This window comes from Paenibacillus sp. J31R30 (assembly GCF_059692115.1).
The window spans coordinates 100,506-124,105 of the sequence record NZ_JCAUAV010000008.1; the positions used below are offsets into that span (position 1 = coordinate 100,506).

The window sequence follows — 23,600 nt, forward strand, 5'->3', positions numbered from 1 at the left end:
TTTTCGTAGACATGGGAGGTTATCCGCGATTTCTACTGCGATATAGGACGTAGATGAAAATGGGGGCGCCGATAGCTGCCGTGAAGACACCAGCTGGAATATCAAGTGGCTTGAATAAGAAACGGCCAGCTAAGTCTGCAAGCAGCAACAATAGGGAACCCGTGAGTGCAGCGACAGGAATCAAAGAACCGAAGCTAGGACCAACAAGCTTGCGTGAAATGTGCGGTGCCATGAGTCCAATGAAGCTGATTGCTCCGCCAAACGCGACAGCAGCTCCTGACAAGGCGACACTAAGCATAATTAGCAGAAAACGTTGACGCTGAACGTGACTTCCAACACTTTGCGCAATATCCTCTCCTAAGGATTGGATTGTAATGTGCCGCGCGTAGAAGAAAATAACGGGTAACAGCACAGCCACCCATGGGAGCAAGGGATACACGGCTTTGGCCCAAGATACACCATAAATGCTGCCAGTCATAAAGGTAAGGGATTGATTGGCGAGTACAATGGGGCCGGTAAGCATCATGAGATATGATATGGCGCTCATAGCGGCTGTGAGTCCAGTCCCAATAAGGACAAGACGCAATGGTGTAATCCCATTTTTCCAAGAAAAGAAATAAACCAATAAAGTTGCTAAGAATGCCCCTAGAATAGCTGCAACGGGCAGCCAATGAATACTTAGTTTATCCGAGCAAAAGAAGAAAAAAGAAACAGCGCCTAACGTTGCACCGCCTGTTGTACCAATCGTGTCGGGCGAAGTTAGCGGATTGCGCACGATCCCTTGTAAAATGGCTCCGGCGACGCCTAAAGATGCACCGATCAAGACAGCCACGAGAACACGAGGTAAACGAAGTGTTCGAACAATCATGGTACTTGAATCAGTCCCATAACCGAATACAGCGCGTACTACATCAACAGGTTTGATCGTAATACTACCGACGCCCGTACTCACAATCATCATAAGAATGACGGCAACGAGAAGGGCTAGTGTAATGAGAATAGATTTTTTGTTAATTAAAAAAGAGTAGCTTTTGCTTCGAATTGTAACATATCGCTTGGAAGCACTCATTTGAGGAGTCCCCCTTTGCGTGCAATGTAAATAAAGAATGGAACTCCAAGAATAGCGGTCATAACGCCGACATGAACTTCCTTCGGCATAATAATGAAGCGAGCCCCAATATCTGCACTAACCAACAGAATACCGCCTAGCACAGCACAATAGGGAATTACCCATCGATAGTCAATGCCCACGAAAAAACGGACAATATGAGGAATCATAAGGCCAACGAATACAATAGGACCAGCTACAGCAACCGAACCACCGGCAAGAATTACAATAATGATTGCGGTAATGAGTTTTATGTATACGGTTTGCTGTCCAAGCCCTTTGGCAATATCGTCACCCATCGATAAAATGTTAATGTGAGGGGATAAGAGTATTGCGCCAACCCAAGCAATCAACATATAGGGATACACCGATTGCAGCATCGCCATGGTCCGCCCTTCAACAGAACCAACAAGCCAGTACAGCACTTGTTCAAAGGCTTTGCCATTGCCGAGCAGAATGCCTTGTGTGAGCGACGCGAAAAAGGCTGTCATCGCCGCGCCAGCGAGTGTGATTTTCATTGGTGTTAGGCCATCACGGCCTAGCGATCCGAGCCCATAGACCAGGGATGCGCTGATTGCGGCGCCGAAAAATGCAATCCATACAAATTGCGTAAGACTGGATACATTGAAGAATCCAACAGCTACAACAATGGCAAATGCGGCTCCCGAGTTGATCCCGAAAATACTTGGCGAAGCAAGTGGATTGCGAGTCATCGCTTGCATTAATGCACCAGCGACTGCCAAGCTGCCGCCAACTAGTGCGGCAATCAAAGCTCTGGGTATACGTACAGTTTGAATGATAATGGATTCATTCGTGGGTTTGTCAGATGGATTAAAGGAAGTCATGATTTGATCCCAGGAATAGGCATGCAGGCCGAAGCGGACACTGCTAAGTATTAATGCTAGGAGAATACAGACTGCTGCTAGTAATCCAATACTTTTATAAATATGAGAAAGACGTTCTGACGTTGATGTATACATGATGGATATCTGCTTCCTTCCTACCTTTCTTGCTTCGTATATTTTAAAGTTATCCGTAGGGGAAGTCAACGAATATGATAATCATTATCAAAGGAGTTGACAAAATTGGATGTAATCTAGTATTATGTCCTAGGATAGTGAGAATGATTATCACATTATAAGTCAACTAGGGGGAACACCATTATTATGTTTAGTAAAAAACGCCTCACGTTTGGAAGAGCGTGGGCTCTTATTGCATGTCTCTTTGTTTTTAGCATGGTCGTAACAGCATGTGGAGAGAAAGCAGCAACAACAGCTGCCTCTACAGCTCCGCAAGAAACTGCGAAAGCAGAAGCACCACGCACAATTAAACACGCCATGGGAGAATCCGTAGTTCCTGCGAATCCTAAACGTGTTGTTATTTTGACAAATGAAGGAACAGAAGCATTACTTTCACTTGGAATTAAACCAGTTGGCGCTGTGGAATCCTTTTACGGCAACCCTTGGTTTGAGCATTTTAAAGCGGACATGCAAGGTGTAACTACAGTAGGTGTCGAAGGACAACCGAACTTGGAAGTCATCGCTTCCCTTAAGCCTGATTTAATTATTGGTAACAAGCTTCGTCAAGAGAAAGTATATGAGCAATTGAAAGCCATTGCGCCGACAGTTTTCTCCGAAACGCTTCGCGGTGAGTGGAAAAATAACTATAGCCTATATGCAGATGCTTTGAATAAGAAAGCCGAAGGCGATAAAGTGATCGCGAGCTTCGATAAACGAATTAATGATTTCAAATCCAAAGCAGGCGATAAGCTGAAAGAAAAAATCGCTGTTGTCCGTTTTATGGGTGGTAAATCAAGATACTACTACGGCGATATGTTTTCAGGCGTAATCTTCAAACAACTTGGTTTCGCTCGTTCTGATGCCAAAAGTGATGAGAAATCGTTCGAAGACATTACCAAAGAACGTTTAACTGAGTTGGATGCTGCGGATCGCGTATTCTACTTTACGTATGAAATCGGCGATGGCAAAGGGAATAAACAAGAGCAAGAATGGATGAATGATCCGCTTTGGAAAAATCTAAAAGTGGTGAAAGAAAATAAAGTTGTTAAAGTAAATGATGCTACTTGGAATACTGGCGGCGGTGTTAGATCTGCCAACATCATGTTAGATGACCTTTACAAAATGTACGACATTAAATAAATGAGATAAAAAAGGGCTTTCTCCGAGTATCTACCCGGAAGAAGGCCCTTTTGTTGCTTAAGTATTTTGGAGCGAAATTATCTGCTGAATTTGTTGCTTGTACCAGCAAGTTGTTGCTCAGCAATTTGAACGAGACGACGAGTGATGCTGCCCCCGATAGATCCTGTGTCGTAAGACGTCATATAACCGTAGTAGCCATCTTGAGGAATTTGGATGCCCAATTCTTGAGCAACTTCATACTTCAATTGGTCTAGGGCTGATGAAGCTTGAGGAACTACTAAGGAGTTACTGCTGCGAGATTGTCCTGTAGCCATCTGATATCACCTCCAGTAATAGGTAGTATGAACTGTTTTGTAAATATTACTCATTTTTTTATTGGAAATTTAATCCTTTTTTTAAAACGCTAAAAGCAGGAATGTTTCGACTTTGTTATAATGAGGAAATGAAGTCGGGAAAGCGGGGAAAAAGCATGTTTGAACTAGCGATTAAGGGCTGGTCCCTAGATAAAGATTTGCAAATCATTCAAGCGGACGTTCATCTGTCCGTGGCGGATAGTTTGATCATTGAAGAACCCTTATGCATTGATGTTGGCTTGCCAGCCTTATTGTATAGCGCGCTGCACGACACAGCACCGAACCGCTTCGCCCCCGCTGATCAGTGGGAGCGGATGCCTTTCTTCGTCTGCGGCTGCGGTGATCCGGAGTGCAGAGGCTTCTCATTCGTTGTGCGTCACCTGGCTGAGGAGCAGGTTGAGCTTTCTTCTGTAGAAGAGCGCACGAATGGTACATATCGCGAGCTCGAGACACATGTCATTCCTAGCCGTGCATATCGCGAGCAGATTGTAGACATTGGTGAAACGTATCTGCGATTTGTCGCAGATTTGGACTACCGTCCGTATTTCCAAGATACGGTGAAGGTCGTCCAAGAGCTGGTAGAGCAATTACATCTTAAATTACGGAGTGAATAATATGGCAGCATCAAAATTTTATGTAGTTTGGGTAGGGCATAAGCCAGGCGTTTACCGTACTTGGGCAGAATGCCAAGCGCAGACCAACGGGTATCCTCAAGCGAAATTCAAGTCCTATGAATCCGAAGGGGAAGCTCGTCAAGCGTTGGAGAAGGGCTGGCAGAAATCTCTCAATTTTACCGGCAAAGGCACGGCTGCTTCTTCGACAACGGGTAAAAAGTCAGCGACACCAGAGTCAGCACCTGAGGTGGATTATGATAGTATTTCTGTCGATGTAGGCTGTTCAGGAAATCCGGGCATCGTGGAGTACAAGGGTGTGGATACACGGACAGGTGAAATTATTTTTTACCAGGGGCCTATCTCGAAGGGGACGAATAACCTTGGTGAGTTTTTAGCCATTGTACATGGACTTGCTTACCTGAAGAAAAAAGGCAGTAAACAAACCATTTATACCGATTCGGTCACAGCGCTGAGTTGGATTCGGAAGAAGGAAGTATCGACAAATTTGGTTCGTGATGCGTCTACGGAAGAAATTTGGACATTGGTGGATCGGGCCCTGAAATGGCTGCATACGAATACATACACGAATAAAATCGTCAAATGGGATACGAAAAAGTGGGGCGAAATTAAGGCTGATTTTGGCAGGAAATAATTTTATTATAAGGAATCGTTATGCTGTATGAGGCTGCTTTACTCTCACGTTGATGCGTTATCACACTAAAGGGAGAAATATTACGAGAAGTGTGGTATGATAGTTTCATTGTTTTCATAACAGATATGAATTCTAGGAGGAATAAAGAATGGCACATCCAAAACAGCGCAGTGACATGATCAAAAAAGGTTTCGACCGCGCTCCACACCGTAGCTTACTACGTGCAGCCGGCGTTAAAGAGGAAGATTTCGGCAAGCCGTTTATCGCGGTTTGTAACTCTTATATAGACATTATTCCTGGACATGTTCATTTGCAAGAATTCGGTAAGCTTGTCAAAGAAGCCATTCGTGAAGCAGGAGGGGTTCCTTTCGAGTTCAACACAATCGGGGTTGACGATGGTATTGCGATGGGGCATATCGGAATGCGTTATTCCTTGCCAAGCCGTGAGATTATTGCGGATTCCTTGGAAACCGTAGTAAACGCGCACTGGTTTGATGGTATGGTCTGTATTCCAAACTGTGATAAAATTACACCGGGTATGATCATGGGTGCCCTTCGCGTTAACATCCCAACGATGTTAGTCAGCGGTGGACCAATGAAAGCTGGTAAAGATAAAAACGGTAAATCCATTTCCCTTTCTTCCGTATTTGAAGGCGTTGGTGCTTTCCAAGCGGGTAAATTGGATGAAGCGGGTCTGGAAGAGCTTGAGCAATACGGTTGTCCGACTTGTGGATCATGCTCCGGTATGTTCACAGCGAACTCCATGAACTGTCTGGCTGAAGGTCTTGGATTGGCTATGCCAGGTAACGGTACGATTCTTGCCGTTGCTGAAGAGCGTAAGCAATTCGTGAAAGATTGCGCAAAACAGCTAATGGTTCTTATCGAGAAAGACATTAAACCGCGTGATATCGTAACGATTGATGCGATTGATAACGCATTTGCCTTGGATATGGCGATGGGTGGATCCACGAACACAGTTCTTCACACATTGGCTATCGCGGCAGAAGCAGGTATCGAGTATCCGATCGCACGTATTAACGAAGTGGCTGAGCGCGTTCCTCACCTTGCGAAAATCGCTCCAGCTTCCGATTATCACATTGAAGATGTGCATTTGGCAGGCGGTGTGAGTGCAGTAATCAATGAATTGCTCAAAAAACCAGGTGCTTTCAACGGTGACTGTCTGTCCGTTACGGCACAAACACTTCGCGAGAACGTGGCTGGTCGCGAGATTCAGAACTTTGACGTGATTCGTCCACTTACGAACCCGCACAGTGAGCGCGGCGGACTTGCTGTACTGTTCGGTAACCTAGCTCCTGAAGGCAGTATCGTAAAAGTTGGTGCCGTTGATAAGTCCGTTGGCGGACGTCACGTTGGTCCAGCGATCTGCTTCGATTCCCAAGACGAAGCTTTGTACGGTATCGCAAACGGAAAAGTAAAAGAAGGACACGTTGTTGTCATTCGTTATGAAGGACCGAAGGGTGGACCTGGTATGCCAGAAATGTTGGCACCAACTTCCCAAATCGTAGGTATGGGTCTAGGCGCGAAAGTAGCCTTGATTACTGACGGACGTTTCTCCGGCGCATCCCGCGGTATCTCATTGGGTCATATGTCACCGGAAGCAGCAGAGGGCGGACCTCTTGCTTTCGTACATGACGGCGACATCATCGACGTCGATATGGACGGACGTAAAATCGAATTGCAAATCAGCGATGAAGAGTTTGCAAAACGTCGTGAGTCTTGGACAGGATTCCAACAGAAGATTACTTCTGGCTACTTGGCTCGTTATACCAAAATGGTTACGAACGCAAGTGCTGGCGCGATTTTGAAAATCTAATTTTTCACAAGATAAAAGCCCTATCCGACTTGTGTCGGGTAGGGCTTTTTGTGCAACTATTGGTTGCGAGACATGCTATCATTACTATCCCCTAAGCTCAGTTTAGCTTTTTCGAACGCAACCTGTGGGGGAATGATAGTGGTCACTGACACATCCGTTTTATGGATCACTATGCCTTAAGCTCAGTTCAGCCTTCTTTGAACCGAACACCTGAGCGAAAGGGATAGTGGTCATAGATTTAGCTGTCATGACGATCCCTGATGAAGAGTTCAAATACATCGTACGAATCAAGAGTGTAGGAGATTAAGCCAGAAAAAAATGCATAAACAGAAGAGAGCCGCTCAAAACTGTTATCGCAACAACAATGGAAAGCGTCAATACAAATCGCGCTTTAAAGATCGACAACATCATTAGCGTGCTCTTCACGTCGATCATAGGTCCAAATACGAGGAAGGCGAGCAGCGAGCCTGGCGAGAATGATTTGGCGAAGGAAACAGCTACGAAGGCATCTGTCGTTGAACATAAGGAGAGCAGGTAGGCGAAGCCCATCATGAACACGTGGGAGATGAAGGCGCCTTGCCCGATGGCGCTCAAGCTATCCTGTGCCACGAATGTCTGAATCAGAGCTGTCAGCAGCGCGCCTAGCATTAAGTATTTGCTCATCTCGAACAACTCCGAGGAGCCGTGGCTAATCATCGTTAGGATACGGCTGTCCCCGTGAGCGTGGTTGTGGCCATGATGGTCATGTCCGTGATGATCATGACTGTGGCTGTGATCATGGATGTGACTATGACCATGATCGTGATGATCATGGTGATCCAAGTGCTTGGTTACTTGATCATGTGTATGGCCATGGGTCAAGCTTGCAGCAGGTTCAATCGGATGCCGCAATGGATTGCTCTTGAGAAACCGTGTGAGCATGAAACCGATCACGAGCGCGACACCGAAGGTGAGCCCCATGCGTGAATAAGCCATTGCAGGGTCACCGCGGAAAGCCATCCATGTAGAGGCAAATACGATGGGGTTCAGGATTGGCCCTACCAGAATGAAAATGACGGCGATGTAGACAGGCATTCCTTTGCGCATCAGGCGGCGCACGAAAGGGATCATGCCACATTCACATAAGGGAAACATAATGCCAAGCACACAGGCAAACAAGACCCCGCCTAAGGGATGTTTAGGTGTCATTCGCTGAATAACACCTTCGGGAATGAAGTTCTCTACGATGGTAGAGAGCAGAACGCCGAGAATCATGAAAGGAAGGGCATCTAAGAAGATGTCCATAAAGGACATGAACACATGCCTGATGGGTTCCATGATCAGCTCCATTGGGGGGAGTTGTCTTGTCGTCACAATAAGAATCATTAGAAACGCGCAAATCACCGTGGAGACGGGAAGGCTCCATCGGTATAGAGTTGAGGACAATGCATAGACACCCCTTTGCAGGAAGGATTGGTATGTATCTATCCTATGTACATGCTAGGCTATCTAGGACAACGTCCTCGATTGACAATGATCTTTAAGGGTGTATAATTATAGAAAATCAATTGCGATGATAGGAACAAGTACGTTTGTCTCGCGTTTCTCAGAGAGCCGGTGGTTGGTGCGAACCGGTGAAACAAGCAGACCGAATGGATCCTTGAGCTTGAAGCTGAACACTGTGTAGAATCACCGGAACCTAGGCCGGATTAAAACCACAGTTAACTATGCTAAACGGTAGCTCTCCGTTATCAGAGCCTGAAGGTTTACATGCACATAACTTTGGTTATGTTAGTAGACAAATTAGGGTGGTACCACGGTCTCTCGTCCCTTGCGGAGGGAGGCTTTTTTGTTGTCTTTTTTACCTATACGCAAGTCATGTACTGACAATTTCGAGGAGGTTATTTGAATGAAACGAGTACTATCCGGTATGCAATCCAGCGGTCAGCTGACAATTGGTAATTACATTGGCGCACTTCGTAACTTTGTGAAGCTACAGGAGCTGCATCGCTGCTACTTCATGGTAGTTGATATGCATGCCATTACAGTGCCGCAGGATCCAGCAGCGCTCAGGGAACAAACAGAGTCTATCGCTTCGCTTTACATTGCTTCGGGTCTAGACCCGAACAAGGCTTCTGTCTTTCTACAGTCCCATGTGCATGCACATGCAGAGCTGGGCTGGATTATGACGACGCTAACGCATATGGGCGAGCTGGAGCGCATGACACAATTTAAAGATAAATCCGAGGGTAAAGAATCTGTTGGCGCAGGGCTGTTCACGTATCCATCTCTGATGGCCGCTGATATTTTGCTCTATAACGCAGATCTTATTCCCGTTGGCGACGATCAGAAGCAGCATTTGGAGCTGACGCGTGATTTGGCGAACCGTTTTAATAATCGTTTTGGAGATATGTTTGTGATGCCGCAGCCTTATATGCCTGAGGTAGGTGCCCGAATTATGTCACTAGATGATGCCTCTAAGAAAATGAGTAAAAGCAGTCCAAATGCCGGCAGTTATATCGCGATGCTCGATGAGCCGGATGTGATTCGCAAGAAGCTTAGTCGTGCCGTTACGGATTCTGGGCGTGAAGTGAAATATGATCCTCAGAACAAGCCTGAGGTTAGTAATTTGATGTCGATTTACTCGCATTTTGCAGAGATGAGTCTAGTGGAGATTGAGGCGAAATACGAGGGGCTAGGGTATGGTCCTTTTAAAAAGGAGCTGGCTGAACATATTGTTGCTGTACTGGAGCCAATTCAACAGCGCTATCGGGAGATTCGCAGCTCAGGAGAAATCTTTGATATTTTGAAAAAAGGCTCTGACGAGGCTGCTGAAGTGGCGAATCAAACGCTGCTCGAGGTGAAGAAACGGATGGGCTTTATTGTCCGCTAAGTTCAGCAGTTACAAGTAAAAAAAAGCTCAAATTCCTAAGATCAGGAATTTGAGCTTTTTTGTTCACTTGGTGGGCGTGTTTTTACGACGCATCTTGGCTTTCACGGCAAAACCATATCCGATAAATCCTAAGGAAATGATGGAGCAAACGAGCACCATCAATGGCTCTCGCAAGGCGATGAATAGGGAGATACAAGCGAGCAGCAGCGTACCAACAACTGCGAATAGGAGAGCAAGTGGTTTACTCATACTGGTGATGACCTACTTTCTAGAAGTTTGTTCAAGGTGTGTTATCCTAGCATCTTCTTATTTTAAACTTTTTTGAGCGCTGTGCATATAAATTCATTTCCTCCACATACTATCTTTGCAAGCTTGCAAATACATCAAAGATTATAGCTGACTGAAAGGAGTACGATCCTGATGGCACAATCTCGTAGCAGCAACACACTAGTAGTTCCGCAAGCCAATCAAGCTTTAGACCAATTGAAATATGAGGTAGCTCAGGAGCTGGGCATTCAAATTCCTCAAGACGGTTACTATGGAAACATGGCAACTCGTGATACTGGATCTATTGGTGGTGCCATTACTCGCCGGTTGGTACAAATCGCCGAGCAAACGCTCGCGGGTCAATCTGGATCTAATTACCGTTAATTAGATCATTTGTCTCCGTACTAGCATTCCCGAACTATGTAATAATAAAGCCCAGGAGCCTAAATAGCTTCTGGGCTTTTGGTGCGCTTTGGAATGCAAATAAAAAAGACCCATGCAAATGCGCAGGGGTCTAGTCAATTGCTGATTGGACTTCTCAATACAAATCTACCTTTAGCTTTTTACCGAGCTTCGTATCGTTTACCCATCCGACATAAGAATCGAGGGTTTGGAAATTGTGATCCATCAGGATGACTCCGACGAATGGGAATTGCTTGCGATGGCGATAGCGCACATCTGCCCATCTTACTTCATAGCCCCAACGATGCTCTTTGACTTCAGCACAGGTGAAGGAGGAGAAATAAAGCAGGGATTGAATGTCCTCATGATGCTTGGAAACCTCGATAGCAGGGTGGTTAGTGCAAGTGATGGTGTCCAACCACTTCAGCTTGCCATTCTTGAGCTCGCCTAACTGATAGGTTCCATCGGCGCACTCCTTCACGACATTCCAGACATACAGGTTGAATGTTACAATTAGGGTATATTTATCTCCAGGCTGATAGGTGGCATCTTTGCGATATAGTCCTTTCTCGATAATGGCATGGTCCAGGGTTCGCCAAATGTAATAAAGCGCGAGTAAGCCATACAAGGTAGGGAAAATCAACTGTGGCTTCGCTATATCGAAGGACCACATGAAGATGGCAGCGATGTGACTCGTGAATATAAAAGGATCAAAGATGTGGATGATGTTCCATGATACCCATTTTTCTGAAAAGGGACGAATGGCTTGCGTGCCATAGGTGTTGAAACAGTCAGTGAACACGTGAACGCACACGGCGATGCCGATCCACATAGCAAGATGCAAGAAGGAGATGCCATGGAAGAATGGCGCAAGTGCACCAGTGATCAACAGCGTCCATAAGGGCAAGGCAGGCAGGGAATGTGAGCGGCCGCGGTGGTTGCGAATATACACAGCATTACTTTTGAAACGAAGGAGTCCATCGATATCAGGAATCTGAGAACCAACGACAGTTCCAATAAAAACAGCAGTCGTTGCTGCCGTATTTGCAGAAATGCTCGGATCAATTTGCGAAAGTCCTGCTAATCCTAAGCCAATGACGAGATGAGTGCCTGTATCCAACTGGTTTTCCTCCTAAGTGTTCTGTACACATGGTTTGTTCTTTATCTGGGGAGAGGGCTCAATTAACATCTTGCTCTTAGTTTACCATTTTAGAGTAAAAAATAAATCAGAAGGAGATCTAAAAATGTCTAAAGTTTTTGTAGAGTATGCCATAAAACCTGAATTTCGAGCTTCATTTCTCATCTATATGCAAGGACTTCAGCGGCGGGAAGGGCATTTGGAGCTGTTGGAAGGTACAGATCAAGAGGGACTTTATGTAGAAATTTGGCATGAAGTTTCATACGAGGACTATCTGAACATGAAGCAGGAGCGCTTGCAAGAGGGGCTTGGCGATGGCCAGCAGGGCGATTGGGAGCAATGGATCCAAGGCGGCATCAAGAAGCTGCATATGTGGCACTTCTCTCCAGTTGCATTATCATGACAAAAAACCGCTGCTCTATAACAGAGCAACGGTTTTGGTGTGTGATTCAGCTATTATCTGGAGACTCCGCCCCGGAAGGGGTAGGTGTAATTGAGTTCTTCATCAAATGTAATGTAATCCAAGTTCACCATAAGTAATAGGAAACGCATACCTGTAACAGGATCGCTGATAATAATATGATCACGTCCTGCTGCCTCTAGTCTGCCTTTGAAAATTTTGGCGTTCCATTGGGAGTTGTTTTCATATGTCATGTAGATGGTGGCCATTTTGCCAAGGTTCAAACGTAGAATATTTTCGATATACGATTCTTCAACCGGAAGTCCAGGTACATTGACTCCTGTTTGTAAACCGCTTCCTGGTGGTGTGAGTACAGATCCGGCTGGTGTTTGGGGAACAATCTTATTCGTAATGTTGGTTGGAACAGGGAAAGCGGGATAGGGATTGCCATATTGCATTTGCGGCATTGCTTGATTTCCTATTTTGTAAGGGTTATTCAACATGATGATAATTTCCTCCTCGAGCTTTCAATACGAAAGCTTTCTTCAAAAATGTGTTTGTAACAAAACGGATGGGCTGGCTCCCGATGAGATATACTTGGGCAAGCGCCTGCTGGCCAGAAGTACGATCCCGAAAACTAGACCATTTGGGAAGTGGTGCGGATGTTTTTGAAATCGAGGCAGTTCGCTTTTACACGATGTATGCCTACATTTCCTACCATCAACTTACCTTGCTCCCCTTCGGCCTCGGCTTCAGCTCGGAGTAATCGTGCAGTAATTGCCGATCATTTGAATTTGATAGTATTACTGCCATCTAGTAAGTCACTCCTTTCCGCTGCCTGAGTTCGTAAAGGTCATTTTCCATAATCATCATATTGTGCTGATGCCTATTTGGTGACGAATTTCCGTGTATTTCGCAAACAAAAAAGCTCCCGAGGGGAGCTTTACAGAAGTAAGAATTTATAACCAACACCCCACACCGTCTTGATGTGCTTGGGCTCTTTGGGGTCATCTTCAATTTTTTTGCGTAAATTTGCAATATGTACGTCAATGGCACGCTCAGTTACCTGGGAATCAAAGCCGCGAACCCGATTCAAAAGCTCTTCTCGGCTGTAAACCCTGCCTTGATTTTGCCAGAAAAGCTTCATGATTTCATACTCAGAGAAGGTAGTTTCTATATTTTTGCCGCCAACAAAAAGACAGCGCTTCTCTAGATCCAAGTAGATCCCCATTTGAATGTGCACGTCTGAAGCTGAAAGAGTCTGTGTAGGGAATGTGTTGGAACGCCGAAATAAGGCCTGTATTCTTGCTGAAAGCTCTCTCATTGAGAAGGGTTTACACAAATAGTCATCAGCGCCTGTCTGAAGGCCCTTCACACGATCTGAAACTTCGTTCTTGGCGGATACCATTAAGATCGGAATGGTCGAGGTGTTACGAATCGTCATGCATAGATGCATACCATCCATATCAGGCAGCATGAGATCAAGAATGATCATATCAGGCTGAAATTCACGGAATAAGGCCTCGCCTTGCCGCCCGTTCTCCGCGCGCTTCACTTCATAGCCATCTTCATATAAGTAAATGGACATCATTTCGCCGATACTTACATCGTCTTCGATAATTAATATTTTTGACATACAGGTTCCCCTCCTTTTCCTTTAAAAGGCTAGGTGCTCGATATGCCGTTCGCAATAATCGATCCTATCTATATGACATGTTATCCTATCCATTTTGTGACGTCCAGTTTTAACTTTAATTTACTAGTCAAAAAAAAGAAACTGTACCGGACTTAAACCCGCATGGTTCAGGTTAAGTTGGTCAGTTTCTTTGGGGTTAGGTGTGTAGATAAATCCACACTCATACAGTTAAATGCTTTCGGACGAGATCTTCGCTTAAATGCTCCGCTTTTCCTTCTGCAGCAATTGTGCCGCGGTCAAGTACATAGTAATAATCAGCAATGCTTGTGGCAAACTCTAAGCTTTGCTCGACGAGAAGCACCGCAATTTCTCGGTTGCGCTTAATTGTTTCAATGATCGCTTCAATCTCCATCACGATAGACGGCTGTATCCCCTCCATGGGTTCATCTAGAAGCAAGAGCTGAGGTCCTGGAGCTAGTGCGCGAGCAATGGCTAATTGCTGCTGCTGACCGCCGCTGAGGTCCCCTCCTTTGCGATGAAGCATTTGACGAAGAACGGGGAACGTGTCGAAGAGGGACTCCGGCAGCTTCTTTCGTCTATCTGAGGCAGCCTCAAGGCCTAATAAGAGATTCTCCTCCACAGTGAGCTGGGGAAATATTTCCCTGCCCTGCGGTACGTAGCCGATGCCTGACTTGGCGCGGCGATCTGGAGAAGACGAAGTGATGTCTGCCTCCATGTAGTGGATTTGGCCTGATCTGGGCTTAATGAGTCCCATGATACTCTTCATGAGGGTAGATTTCCCAACTCCGTTGCGTCCCATTAAACAAACGATCTGACCAGGCTTTACCTCGAGGTTCACGCCACGGACAACCATACTTTCGCCATAACCGGCTTCAATACCTTGTAGTTTAAGCACCGCGTTCAACTCTCCTTCCGAGGTAGACTTCCGCCACTTTGTCATCATTCTGAATGTCTTCCATCGTGCCTTCACGCAGGACAGTGCCTTCGTGAAGAACAGTGACTGTTCTGGCGAACTGGCGCACGAAAGCCATGTCGTGCTCAACAACGATAATGGTTTGACTCGCTGCAATTTCATGGAGCAGCTCACCGGTTTTCTCTGTTTCACTGTCCGTCATGCCAGCCGCGGGTTCATCGAGCAGCAGGAGATCAGGCTCCTGCATGAGCAGCATGCCGATTTCGAGCCATTGCTTCTCCCCGTGGGAGAGAGAGCCGGCACGCTCTTTGGCTTTACTCTGAAGACCGATCATTTCAAGTCGAAGGAAGAGTCGATCTCTTTGTTCACTTGTCGTTTTGGCCCACAGCGCACTGAGGAGTCCGCGCTGCTGCTTCATGGAAAGCGCCAGATTCTCAAAAACCGTTAAGGTGGAGAATACTGTAGGCGCTTGGAATTTTCGCCCGATGCCAAGCTGGGCGATTTGGTGCTCTTGGTGCTTGGTGAGGTCAATGGATTCCTTGAAAAAGACGTGACCTTGCGAAGGTTTTACTTTGCCGCAGATCACATCGAGCAATGTGGTTTTACCAGCGCCATTGGGGCCGATAAGGAACCGGAGCTCGCCATATTTTAACGAGAAATCTAGATTTCGCAAGGCTTTGAAACCGTCGAAGTTCACCTCAAGTCCCTTGACGCTCAGGATTGTCTCGTCAGTTGTCGGTTGTTGTTTCGCTAATTGTCCTAGCATTGAAATGTTCCCCTTTCCGGTTTACATAAGCGGAGTTTAAGTTTCTATTGCTTCTTGTGATGATGAGATCTGCTTAGGGAGACTGGTTTTTTTCCAATTCGAGAAATAGTGGGTCAGTGTGCCGACGATTCCCTTAGGCAGTAATAAAACGACAATAATGAACATGGCTCCTAACATGATGGGCCACCAAGCGGGATAGGCTTCGCTGAATGTTGTTTTTGCTGTATTGGTCACTAAGGCTCCAAGAATAGCGCCGCCAATGGTTGAACGACCGCCAATAGCTACCCATAGCACCATTTCAATCGATGGCACGATACCCATTTGCGCAGGAGAGATGATCCCTTCTTGCAGTACGAAGAGCACGCCGGCAAGTCCTGCTAAACCCGCGGAAACGCAGTAGATGAACACTTTATATGTGACGGGATTATAGCCAATGAAGCGTACTCGATTCTCGCCATCTCGAATGGCAGTAAGAATGTTGCCAAGGCGGCTGGTCACAAGCAGGGTGCTAAGGATTAAAACAACAAGTACGACGGCTAGCGTGAGATAGAAAAACAGCAGCTTCGTTGATTGCAGTTGCAGGTTCAGACCGAGAAAGGTTGTGAAGTTGGTCAAACCATTCGTTCCGCCTGTGTAGCCCTGCTGTCCGACGAACAGCGTCACTGTTATGATGACTAAGGCTTGGGATAAAATGGAGAAAAATGCGCCTTTGATCCGATTACGGAATGTGAAATAGCCAAGGATGAAGGCAACAATCATCGGTACAATCAACGCCAATAGGAAAGCGAGTGCGGCGCTATGGAACGGTAGCCAGAACCACGGCAAGCTTTTGACACCGCTCCAGGACATGAAATCCGGCAATTGATTAGGCGTGGAAGCAAGCTTCAAATGCATGGCCATACAATAGGCACCGAGTCCGAAGTAAACGCCATGGCCAAGACTTAAAATGCCGGTATATCCCCAGATTAAGTCAATTCCGATCGCGATAATGGCATAAGCCAGGAATTTGCCGAGTAAGGATAAACGAAAGTCAGACAAGAATAGGGGGGCAAGCGCGATGAGCAGTAAACACAACCCATAGATGGATAGCTTGAGCTTAGATTGTCTGGCAAAGAGCATAGAAGAGGTCACTTCCTTTCTTCAATCTAAGGATCTCGAACGCATCGTTACAAGACCCATTGGCTTCCATTGTAAGAAGGCGATGATCAGTGTAAAGACAAGTACTTTACCAAGTGTAGCGCTGGTCGTATATTCCAAGGCGGTATTGAATACTCCGATCCCTAATGCACCAGCTACAGTGCCGATCAACTTGCCGATCCCGCCGAGCACGACGACCATAAAGGCATCAACAATATAATAGGTGCCAATCGTGGGTCCAATCGGTCCAAGTAGGGAAAGGGCACAGCCGGCGATCCCTGCCATGGCAGAGCCAAATGCGAAGGATTGCGCATCGACTCTGCGAGTTGATATGCCTAAGCAAGAAGCCATTTCGCGATTTTGCATAACGGCTCTCATCCTTCTGCCGCCAGCCGAGTGGTACAGATATAGGTAGATGATGAAGATACATAGCGCGACAAGTCCGATGATGAAGAGTCGCTTATAGGGCAGAATCAAATCCGCCGTTACATGCCAGCCGCCTTCCAACCACTGCGGCGCTTTAACAGCGACATTGGGAGCACCGAAGATGGATCGTGCAATTTGTTGTAAGGCGAGAGAGACTCCCCAGGTAGCCAATAAGCTATCCAACGGTCTGCCGTACATGAAGCGGATGAGTACAACTTCGAGCAGCCAGCCGATGGCGAAGGCGACGACAAAGGCAACGCCAAGTGAGACGACGAAGTACCAGCCAAATGCAGAAGTGGGCATATAGGATTGGAACCCTTTCTGCACGAGATAAGCCATATAAGCACCGATCATAATAAATTCGCCATGTGCCATATTCATCACATTCATGAGACCGAAGGTAATGGCGAGACCGATGGCGATTAAGAGCAGAATGGAGCTTAAGCTGAGTCCGTTAAATATTTGAAGCAGCAGCAAACTCATGACAGCCTCTCCTTTAAAAGGTTTGAGTTGTCTATGCAAGCGAAGCGGGATATTGAAACCTCAAAACTCGCATCGGAAGCATAGGCTCTGAAACCGAAGTAAAATGATGAAATCCAGGACTGCGGTTAGGCAGTCCTGGTTTCTGAATACGAAGCCCGTTACTTCGTTACTTCTGCGCCCCAAGGGTATGTTTTGAGGAATGGATCCGGTTTGAGTGCTTTGCCCGAATTCCATATTTCTTTGATTTGGCCATCAGCTGTAATTTGCCCGATACGAGCCGTTTTGAAGATATGTTGATTCTCACCATCAATGGTGACTTTCCCTTCAGGTGAATTCCACTCGATTCCTTTGGCCGCTGCTTTCACTTTCTCTACGTCAAAGGAACCAGCTTTCTTCACGGCTTCAGCCCAGAGATAAACAGCTGTGTATCCAGCTTCAATCGGATCATCCGTTACACGGTCCTTGCCGTACTTGGCTTTGTAAGCTTCAACGAATTTTTTGTTTTCAGGGGTATCCGTTGTTTGATAGTAGTTCCATGCTGTGTAATGACCATCGAGAACGGAAGCACCGATACCGCGCACTTCTTCTTCGGCGATACTTACAGACATGGTAGTTAAATCTTTAGACGTAATGCCAGCATCTTTCAGCTGCTTGAAGAAGGCAACGTTACTATCGCCGTTCAATGTGTTGAAGACAACGTCTGGTTTTTCCTTTTTAATCTTACTAATGATTGTATTGTAGTCCGTGTGTCCAAGCGGTGTGTATTCTTCAGCCACCAGTGTTCCGCCATCTGCTTTCAACTGCTCTTTAATAATTTTGTTGGCCGTTCTAGGGAAGACGTAATCGGAGCCGAGGAGGAAGAATTTCTTGCCTTTGTTTTGCAGGAGCCATGTTACTGCGGGGATGATTTGTTGATTCGTTGTTGCACCGATGTAGAAGATGTTAGGTGAGGATTCTACACCTTCATACTGAACCGGGTACCACAGTAAGCCTTTGTTTTGCTCGACAACTGGAAGCACGGCTTTACGACTAGCCGATGTCCAGCAACCGAAAATCGTTACTACGCTGTCTTTTTGCAGGAGCTTCTTTGTCTTCTCTGCAAAAGTTGGCCAATCCGATGCCCCATCTTCGATCACGGGTTTAATCTTTTTGCCCAATAGTCCCCCAGCTGCATTAATTTCGTCAATCGCCATGAGTTCAGCATCTCTAACAGATACCTCACTGATGGACATCGTACCTGTTAGTGAGTGAAGAATTCCCACGGGTACAGTATCGCCAGATGTTGTCCCAGCCACAGGTGCAGTCGTCGTAGAGGTGGTAGATTCTGTCTTCGCACAGCCGGCCGCAACTAACATCAAAGCCATACTTAGTGCAACTGTAAGCTTACCCTTGTTTCTTATCTCTCTCATTCACGTCCCACTCCCTTGACTTACAAGATTTGGATTACATGGCTTATGATAAATGGCGATACAAGTCAATGTCAATATACATGACACCATTGGAATGTTTTTTGTTTACTATGCACAAAGATGATCGGAAACCTTGTGAAAATCACATGAAAACGAAATATGGATTTAAAAATTAAGCTACATATGTCACTATATATAACATTAAAGATTTACAATCATTAAATACACGAATATAATGAGTGTAAAGGATTACCATTATTCGGTTTTTGAAGAGGTGAGTGTGTGCATTTAACGGAAAGAGAAAAAGAGAAGTTACTCATAACCGTAGCTGCTGACTTAGCTAGACGAAGATTAGCCAGAGGATTAAAGCTTAATTATCCAGAGAGCATTGCATTATTGACTTCCGAAATCATGGAAGGAGCTAGGGATGGCTTAACGGTCGCGCAGCTCATGGCGTTCGGTACGACTATTCTGAAGGCGGATCAGGTGATGGAAGGTGTTCCTCAAATGATTCATGAAGTGCAAGTGGAAGCTACTTTTCCCGACGGGACCAAATTAGTTACCGTACATGAACCCATTACATAATGACGCATGAAAGGGGCGAGAACATGGTTCCCGGCGAATATCGAACAGCTAAGGGCTTTATCGAAATGAATGTTGGCAGGCAGACGATTGAAATTATCGTTACGAATACAGGGGATCGACCAGTTCAGGTCGGGTCGCATTTTCACTTTTTTGAAGTAAATCGAGGTTTGGATTTTCCGAGAGAGTCAGCCTTTGGCATGCGCCTAGACATTCCGGCAGGAACGGCTGTCCGTTTCGAGCCTGGTGAGCAGAAGCCGGTTCAGCTTGTCGAATTAGGCGGAGCGAAGCTGTCTTATGGGCTTAATAATTTGAGTCAAGGTTTGGCGGAAAAAGACAACATGTCAGTCGAAACGCGAGAAAGATGGCAGGCTTGGGAGGGGATGCTCGGTGAGTCGAATAGATCGTAAGAACTATGCACTGATGTTTGGCCCTACAACAGGCGATGCCATTCGGTTGGCAGACACAGAGCTGTGGGCGCAAATCGAGCATGATTACACTGTTTATGGGGATGAATGCAAATTCGGCGGCGGGAAAGTGATCCGTGACGGCATGGGACAGTCTAGCGGCGCGACCCGTGCACAGGGTGTTTTAGATACCTTGATAACGAATGCTGTCATTATTGATCACTGGGGCATTGTCAAAGGCGATATCGGTATTCGTGATGGTCATATAGTTGGTATTGGAAAAGCAGGCAACCCGGATATTATGGATGGTGTGCATCCGAATATGATCGTAGGTGCAAGTACAGAGGTCATTGCGGGTGAGGGTAAAATCGTAACGGCTGGCGGAATCGACGCGCATATCCATTTCATTTGTCCGCAGCAAATTGAAACTGCGCTTTCCTCTGGCGTGACGACGATGATCGGCGGTGGAACGGGGCCGGCAACGGGAACGAATGCCACAACCTGCACACCTGGTGCATGGCACATGCAACGGATGTTGGAGGCGGCTGAAGCGTTTCCGATGAATCTGGGCTTTACTGGAAAAGGGAATTCCTCTTTCCTGGAGCCTCTGACGGAACAAATCGAAGCAGGCGCTATTGGCTTGAAGCTTCATGAAGATTGGGGAACAACGCCTGCGGCTATCGACATGTGCTTGGAAGCGGCAGATCGCTATGATGTACAAGTCGCAATTCATACGGATACATTAAATGAAGCGGGATTTCTTGAAGATACTTTGGCTGCGATCAAAGGGCGTACCATTCATACGTATCATACCGAGGGCGCAGGGGGCGGGCATGCACCGGATATTATCCGAGCAGCATCTGAATTGAATGTCCTGCCTTCCTCGACAAATCCGACACGACCTTACACAATTAATACGATCGAAGAGCATTTGGATATGTTGATGGTATGTCATCACTTGGATAGTCGAATTCCGGAGGACGTCGCCTTCGCTGATTCTCGGATTCGCCCTGAAACGATTGCAGCGGAAGATATTCTGCATGATCTAGGCGTGTTCAGTATGCTGAGCTCTGATTCCCAAGCGATGGGAAGAGTTGGAGAGGTCATTATTCGTACGTGGCAAACGGCGGATAAAATGAAAAAACAGCGCGGACCGCTAGCTCCTGATACCGAAGATAATGATAATTTTCGCATTAAACGCTACATGGCGAAATATACAATAAATCCTGCCATTACACATGGCATCTCGCATCTAGTTGGTTCCATTGAACCAGGCAAATTTGCAGATTTGGTCGTTTGGAGTCCGATGTTTTTCGGCGTCAAGCCGGATCTGGTGCTCAAAGGCGGCAGCATCGCGTATGCGCAGATGGGTGATCCGAACGCATCCATTCCAACTCCGCAGCCTGTCTTCGGCAGACCGATGTTCGCTGCTTTTGGGAAAGCGTTGACGCAAAGCTCGATAACGTTCGTCTCTCAGGCTGCGTATGACAGTGGAATCGCGGAACGATTCGGGTTGCAAAAGCGGGTTGAGCCGGTGAAAGGCTGCCGCAGCATTTCCAAGAAAGATATGATCCATAACAATGGAACACCTTCTATAGAAGTGAATCCTGAAACCTACGAGGTGAAGGTTGATGGTGAGGCTGTGACTTGCGAGCCGGCGACAGAGCTGCCTATGGCTCAGTTGTATTTCTTATTTTAAAAAGAATGGAAGACAGTCCCGATTGAGGTGACAGCAATGACAGCAGTAGAACATCCGCCGTTCCATTGGTTAGCCTATCAGCAGCTATTGGATTCGGCACTTCCAATTGGCGGGTTTTCACACTCATTTGGTTTAGAGACACTCGTTCAGCAAGGGAGATTAACGACGATCTCGGAGTTAGAAGCTTACATTCGCTCTATGTTGGCCAACAGTTGGGCATCCTCGGATGCCATGGTCATAAAAGCGGCATATATGCATATTCCTCGCGGGGAGCTTGGCCAGCTTTGGGACCTCGACCATATGCTGCATGTGCAGCGGGTAGGGAGTGAGACGCGGATCGGTGTTCAGAAAATGGGACGCAGACTACTACAATTATCACGTTCGCTGTATCCAGAGCTGAATTGGCAGCCTTTCGATGATGCTGTGAGCGCTGGGAAATGCAGCTCCAATCATCCAGTCGTTCATGGGTGGGTGAGCTACCATTTAAGCGTTCCTCTGGATCAGGCAGTAGAAGGCTATTTATACACATGCATCATGACGTGCATCAATAGTGCGCTTAGGCTGATGTCCATCGGGCAAACGCAAGGTCAGATGCTGCTAGCGAAGCTAGTTCCATTGACCGGAAGCGAATGGCAGCGGGTTTCGCACATGGATCCGTTGGAGGCATACTCCAATTCACCAGCGGCGGATCTCGCGATGATGCAGCATGAAACCTTATACTCTCGTTTATTCATGTCTTAATTTGAAAGCAGCACAATCATAGATCTGAGGAGGAATGACAATGTGTCAAGGTAACGGTCATCATCATCACGAATGGGAGAAACCTTCAGCAGATCGCAGTCGCCCGATGCGAATTGGTATTGGAGGGCCTGTGGGTTCAGGCAAAACAGCGCTTGTAGAGCGCTTAGCAAGGAAACTTAACAGCCGCTACAGTATTGCGGTCATCACCAATGACATTTATACGAAGGAAGATGCACGTATTCTAATTAGCTCTGAAGCGCTGCCAGAGGAGCGAATCATTGGGGTAGAAACGGGTGGATGTCCGCATACGGCGATCCGTGAGGATGCATCGATGAATTTTGAAGCGATTGAAGAGCTGGAGAAGAGGTTTGAGAATCTCGATATTATTTTTATTGAAAGTGGCGGCGATAATTTGGCGGCTGCCTTCAGTCCGGAGCTTGTAGATCGCTTCATCTATATTATAGATGTGGCCCAAGGAGAGAAAATCCCGCGCAAAGGCGGGCCAGGCATCATGCGATCGGATATGCTGATCATTAACAAAATCGATCTTGCTCCTTATGTAGGCGCCTCTCTGGAAGTGATGGACTCCGATACGAAAAAGATGCGCGGCGAACGCCCGTATATTTTCTCTAACCTGATGGGCGGTACAGGGTTGGATGATATCGTGTCCTGGGTGGAGACGGAGTTCAGCCATGCCTAAGCTGACTGGGGAGATCTCCGCACAATTTGCGGTACGCAGCGGCCAGACGCGGCTCGTACACAAATATCATGCCTCCCCGCTCAAAATCGCCAAAACGTTCCGTTATGAGAACGAAACGTTCATGGATGATGCCGCCCCTATGGATCAATTGGGCGTCTATATGATGGATTGCTCGCCTGGACTTATGTCCGGCGATCATTACGCAATTAACGTGCGCCTTGAAGAGGGCGCACGTGTTTTTCTAACGAACCAGTCGTTCACGAAGGTTCATCCTGCCTCAGGGGAGCAAGGAAGCACGCAGCATCAGATACTTCGATTGGCGACAGACGCGCTGTTGGAGTATATCCCCGAGCCATTGATGCTGTATAAGGACGCCGAATTGTTCGCGGAAACGGAGGCGCATCTAACTAAGGGATCCGTTTTGATTTTCTCCGATGTGATCTGTCCTGGACGAACACAACGGGGGGAAATATTTCAGTATTCGCGGTATGTGAATCGGATGAAGGTAAGGTATGAGGGGGAGCTGATATTTTATCAGAATCAGCGAATTGAGCCCGCCACCATGTTCCTAACTTCCCCAGGTTGCTGGGAAGGGGAGACGCACATGGGGAATTTGTTTATTTTCTCTGATCGCCTCAAGCAGCGACATCTAGAGTCAATTGTGGAGAAACTGAGCCAATTGGACGGCGGCAAGGTGCGTATGGGGGCGAGTCTAACGTATAAGCACGGACTCGTTGTGACCGTCATGGGAAGACATGCGTGGGAGCTGCAAGATGTTCTGACGAAGGCATGGCATCAAATCCGCCGCAGCTTATTGGAGTTAACGCCTTTGCTGGTGAATAAATAGAAAGAGGAGGCAGGTTATAACCTGTCTCCTCTTT

26 protein-coding genes, 1 pseudogene and 1 other annotated feature are annotated in these 23,600 nt (G+C 46.7%); of the genes and pseudogenes, 13 read left to right on the forward strand and 14 right to left on the reverse strand.

Annotation, left to right across the window (positions count from 1 at the left end; genetic code table 11):
- Nucleotides 1–19: 19 nt before the first annotated feature.
- Both AC58QO_RS23565 and AC58QO_RS23570 read right to left on the reverse strand, forming a co-directional pair.
- Nucleotides 20–1,069 (reverse strand): FecCD family ABC transporter permease, encoded by a 1,050-nt coding sequence (locus AC58QO_RS23565; protein WP_497269799.1) that lies wholly within the window; start codon nt 1,067–1,069, stop codon nt 20–22.
- Nucleotides 1,066–2,088 carry a FecCD family ABC transporter permease gene (locus AC58QO_RS23570; RefSeq protein WP_497269801.1) on the reverse strand — a complete coding sequence of 341 codons (1,023 nt, stop codon included), beginning with the start codon at nt 2,086–2,088 and terminating at the stop codon, nt 1,066–1,068. The genes AC58QO_RS23565 and AC58QO_RS23570 overlap by 4 nt, the downstream gene beginning before the upstream one ends.
- Before the next feature lie 186 nt (nt 2,089–2,274).
- Between AC58QO_RS23570 and AC58QO_RS23575 the strand changes: the two genes are divergently transcribed.
- A complete protein-coding gene (locus tag AC58QO_RS23575; RefSeq protein WP_497269803.1) occupies nt 2,275–3,267 on the forward strand; it encodes an ABC transporter substrate-binding protein in 993 nt (330 codons plus the stop codon).
- Nucleotides 3,268–3,344: 77 nt separating this feature from the next.
- Here the strand turns inward: AC58QO_RS23575 and AC58QO_RS23580 are convergent, their stop codons facing one another.
- Complete coding sequence (locus AC58QO_RS23580; protein WP_056613391.1) at nt 3,345–3,581, reverse strand: alpha/beta-type small acid-soluble spore protein; 237 nt, start codon at nt 3,579–3,581, stop codon at nt 3,345–3,347.
- A 155-nt stretch (nt 3,582–3,736) separates the two neighbouring features.
- Here AC58QO_RS23580 and AC58QO_RS23585 point away from each other — a divergent pair, with 155 nt between their 5' ends.
- From AC58QO_RS23585 to ilvD, 3 genes are all read left to right on the forward strand, one after another.
- On the forward strand, nt 3,737–4,234 hold the full coding sequence (locus AC58QO_RS23585; protein ID WP_497269805.1) for a hypothetical protein: 498 nt from the start codon (nt 3,737–3,739) through the stop codon (nt 4,232–4,234).
- 1 nt (nt 4,235) lies between these two features.
- Nucleotides 4,236–4,886, forward strand: coding sequence for a ribonuclease H (gene rnhA / locus AC58QO_RS23590; RefSeq protein WP_497269807.1), 651 nt, complete (start codon nt 4,236–4,238; stop codon nt 4,884–4,886).
- Nucleotides 4,887–5,034: 148 nt separating this feature from the next.
- On the forward strand, nt 5,035–6,720 hold the full coding sequence (gene ilvD, locus AC58QO_RS23595) for a dihydroxy-acid dehydratase (protein WP_497269808.1): 1,686 nt from the start codon (nt 5,035–5,037) through the stop codon (nt 6,718–6,720).
- 303 nt (nt 6,721–7,023) lie between these two features.
- Here the strand turns inward: ilvD and AC58QO_RS23600 are convergent, their stop codons facing one another.
- Nucleotides 7,024–8,037 (reverse strand): permease, encoded by a 1,014-nt coding sequence (locus tag AC58QO_RS23600; protein ID WP_497269810.1) that lies wholly within the window; start codon nt 8,035–8,037, stop codon nt 7,024–7,026.
- A 226-nt stretch (nt 8,038–8,263) separates the two neighbouring features.
- Nucleotides 8,264–8,534: a binding site (T-box leader), on the forward strand.
- 74 nt (nt 8,535–8,608) lie between these two features.
- On the opposite strand from AC58QO_RS23600, the gene trpS reads away from it, so the two are divergent.
- Complete coding sequence (gene trpS / locus AC58QO_RS23605) at nt 8,609–9,592, forward strand: tryptophan--tRNA ligase (RefSeq protein WP_497269811.1); 984 nt, start codon at nt 8,609–8,611, stop codon at nt 9,590–9,592.
- A 63-nt stretch (nt 9,593–9,655) separates the two neighbouring features.
- Here trpS and AC58QO_RS23610 read toward each other — a convergent pair whose 3' ends face one another.
- Entirely contained in the window at nt 9,656–9,841 is a 186-nt protein-coding gene (locus AC58QO_RS23610) for a DUF5325 family protein (RefSeq protein ID WP_497269814.1), read from the reverse strand.
- Nucleotides 9,842–10,012: 171 nt separating this feature from the next.
- Here AC58QO_RS23610 and AC58QO_RS23615 point away from each other — a divergent pair, with 171 nt between their 5' ends.
- Nucleotides 10,013–10,243 carry an alpha/beta-type small acid-soluble spore protein gene (locus AC58QO_RS23615; RefSeq protein WP_497258137.1) on the forward strand — a complete coding sequence of 77 codons (231 nt, stop codon included), beginning with the start codon at nt 10,013–10,015 and terminating at the stop codon, nt 10,241–10,243.
- A 154-nt stretch (nt 10,244–10,397) separates the two neighbouring features.
- Here the strand turns inward: AC58QO_RS23615 and AC58QO_RS23620 are convergent, their stop codons facing one another.
- Nucleotides 10,398–11,381, reverse strand: a complete 984-nt coding sequence (locus AC58QO_RS23620) for a metal-dependent hydrolase (RefSeq protein ID WP_497269816.1) — start codon at nt 11,379–11,381, stop codon at nt 10,398–10,400.
- 124 nt (nt 11,382–11,505) lie between these two features.
- Between AC58QO_RS23620 and AC58QO_RS23625 the strand changes: the two genes are divergently transcribed.
- Nucleotides 11,506–11,802, forward strand: coding sequence for a hypothetical protein (locus AC58QO_RS23625; RefSeq protein ID WP_497269818.1), 297 nt, complete (start codon nt 11,506–11,508; stop codon nt 11,800–11,802).
- A gap of 53 nt (nt 11,803–11,855) precedes the next feature.
- Here the strand turns inward: AC58QO_RS23625 and gerQ are convergent, their stop codons facing one another.
- The 8 genes and pseudogenes from gerQ to urtA form a co-directional block, all read right to left on the reverse strand.
- Nucleotides 11,856–12,302 carry a spore coat protein GerQ gene (gerQ, locus tag AC58QO_RS23630; RefSeq protein ID WP_497269820.1) on the reverse strand — a complete coding sequence of 149 codons (447 nt, stop codon included), beginning with the start codon at nt 12,300–12,302 and terminating at the stop codon, nt 11,856–11,858.
- Nucleotides 12,303–12,439: 137 nt separating this feature from the next.
- Nucleotides 12,440–12,612, reverse strand: a pseudogene (locus AC58QO_RS23635) (cell wall hydrolase); the annotation flags it as partial.
- Nucleotides 12,613–12,742: 130 nt separating this feature from the next.
- Complete coding sequence (locus AC58QO_RS23640; protein ID WP_497269822.1) at nt 12,743–13,435, reverse strand: response regulator transcription factor; 693 nt, start codon at nt 13,433–13,435, stop codon at nt 12,743–12,745.
- A 220-nt stretch (nt 13,436–13,655) separates the two neighbouring features.
- Complete coding sequence (gene urtE, locus AC58QO_RS23645) at nt 13,656–14,399, reverse strand: urea ABC transporter ATP-binding subunit UrtE (RefSeq protein ID WP_497269824.1); 744 nt, start codon at nt 14,397–14,399, stop codon at nt 13,656–13,658.
- The gene (gene urtD / locus AC58QO_RS23650) at nt 14,344–15,135 is read right to left on the reverse strand and encodes an urea ABC transporter ATP-binding protein UrtD (protein ID WP_497269825.1); all 792 of its coding nucleotides are present in this window, start codon (nt 15,133–15,135) and stop codon (nt 14,344–14,346) included. The genes urtE and urtD overlap by 56 nt, the downstream gene beginning before the upstream one ends.
- A gap of 36 nt (nt 15,136–15,171) precedes the next feature.
- Complete coding sequence (gene urtC / locus AC58QO_RS23655) at nt 15,172–16,254, reverse strand: urea ABC transporter permease subunit UrtC (RefSeq protein ID WP_497269827.1); 1,083 nt, start codon at nt 16,252–16,254, stop codon at nt 15,172–15,174.
- Nucleotides 16,255–16,275: 21 nt separating this feature from the next.
- A complete protein-coding gene (urtB, locus tag AC58QO_RS23660; protein WP_497269829.1) occupies nt 16,276–17,181 on the reverse strand; it encodes an urea ABC transporter permease subunit UrtB in 906 nt (301 codons plus the stop codon).
- 158 nt (nt 17,182–17,339) lie between these two features.
- Nucleotides 17,340–18,590 carry an urea ABC transporter substrate-binding protein gene (gene urtA, locus AC58QO_RS23665; protein WP_497269831.1) on the reverse strand — a complete coding sequence of 417 codons (1,251 nt, stop codon included), beginning with the start codon at nt 18,588–18,590 and terminating at the stop codon, nt 17,340–17,342.
- A gap of 282 nt (nt 18,591–18,872) precedes the next feature.
- On the opposite strand from urtA, the gene AC58QO_RS23670 reads away from it, so the two are divergent.
- Genes AC58QO_RS23670 through AC58QO_RS23695 form a run of 6 tightly spaced genes read left to right on the forward strand, consistent with a single transcriptional unit; the run spans nt 18,873 to nt 23,566 of the window.
- A complete protein-coding gene (locus AC58QO_RS23670; RefSeq protein WP_056613424.1) occupies nt 18,873–19,175 on the forward strand; it encodes an urease subunit gamma in 303 nt (100 codons plus the stop codon).
- A 23-nt stretch (nt 19,176–19,198) separates the two neighbouring features.
- Nucleotides 19,199–19,582 (forward strand): urease subunit beta, encoded by a 384-nt coding sequence (gene ureB, locus AC58QO_RS23675; protein WP_497269833.1) that lies wholly within the window; start codon nt 19,199–19,201, stop codon nt 19,580–19,582.
- The gene (gene ureC, locus AC58QO_RS23680) at nt 19,563–21,278 is read left to right on the forward strand and encodes an urease subunit alpha (RefSeq protein ID WP_497269835.1); all 1,716 of its coding nucleotides are present in this window, start codon (nt 19,563–19,565) and stop codon (nt 21,276–21,278) included. The genes ureB and ureC overlap by 20 nt, the downstream gene beginning before the upstream one ends.
- 36 nt (nt 21,279–21,314) lie before the next feature.
- Complete coding sequence (locus AC58QO_RS23685; RefSeq protein ID WP_497269837.1) at nt 21,315–22,019, forward strand: urease accessory protein UreF; 705 nt, start codon at nt 21,315–21,317, stop codon at nt 22,017–22,019.
- Nucleotides 22,020–22,059: 40 nt separating this feature from the next.
- Nucleotides 22,060–22,719, forward strand: a complete 660-nt coding sequence (ureG, locus tag AC58QO_RS23690) for an urease accessory protein UreG (RefSeq protein WP_497269839.1) — start codon at nt 22,060–22,062, stop codon at nt 22,717–22,719.
- Nucleotides 22,712–23,566 carry an urease accessory protein UreD gene (locus AC58QO_RS23695; RefSeq protein WP_497269841.1) on the forward strand — a complete coding sequence of 285 codons (855 nt, stop codon included), beginning with the start codon at nt 22,712–22,714 and terminating at the stop codon, nt 23,564–23,566. The genes ureG and AC58QO_RS23695 overlap by 8 nt, the downstream gene beginning before the upstream one ends.
- Nucleotides 23,567–23,600 lie beyond the last annotated feature (34 nt).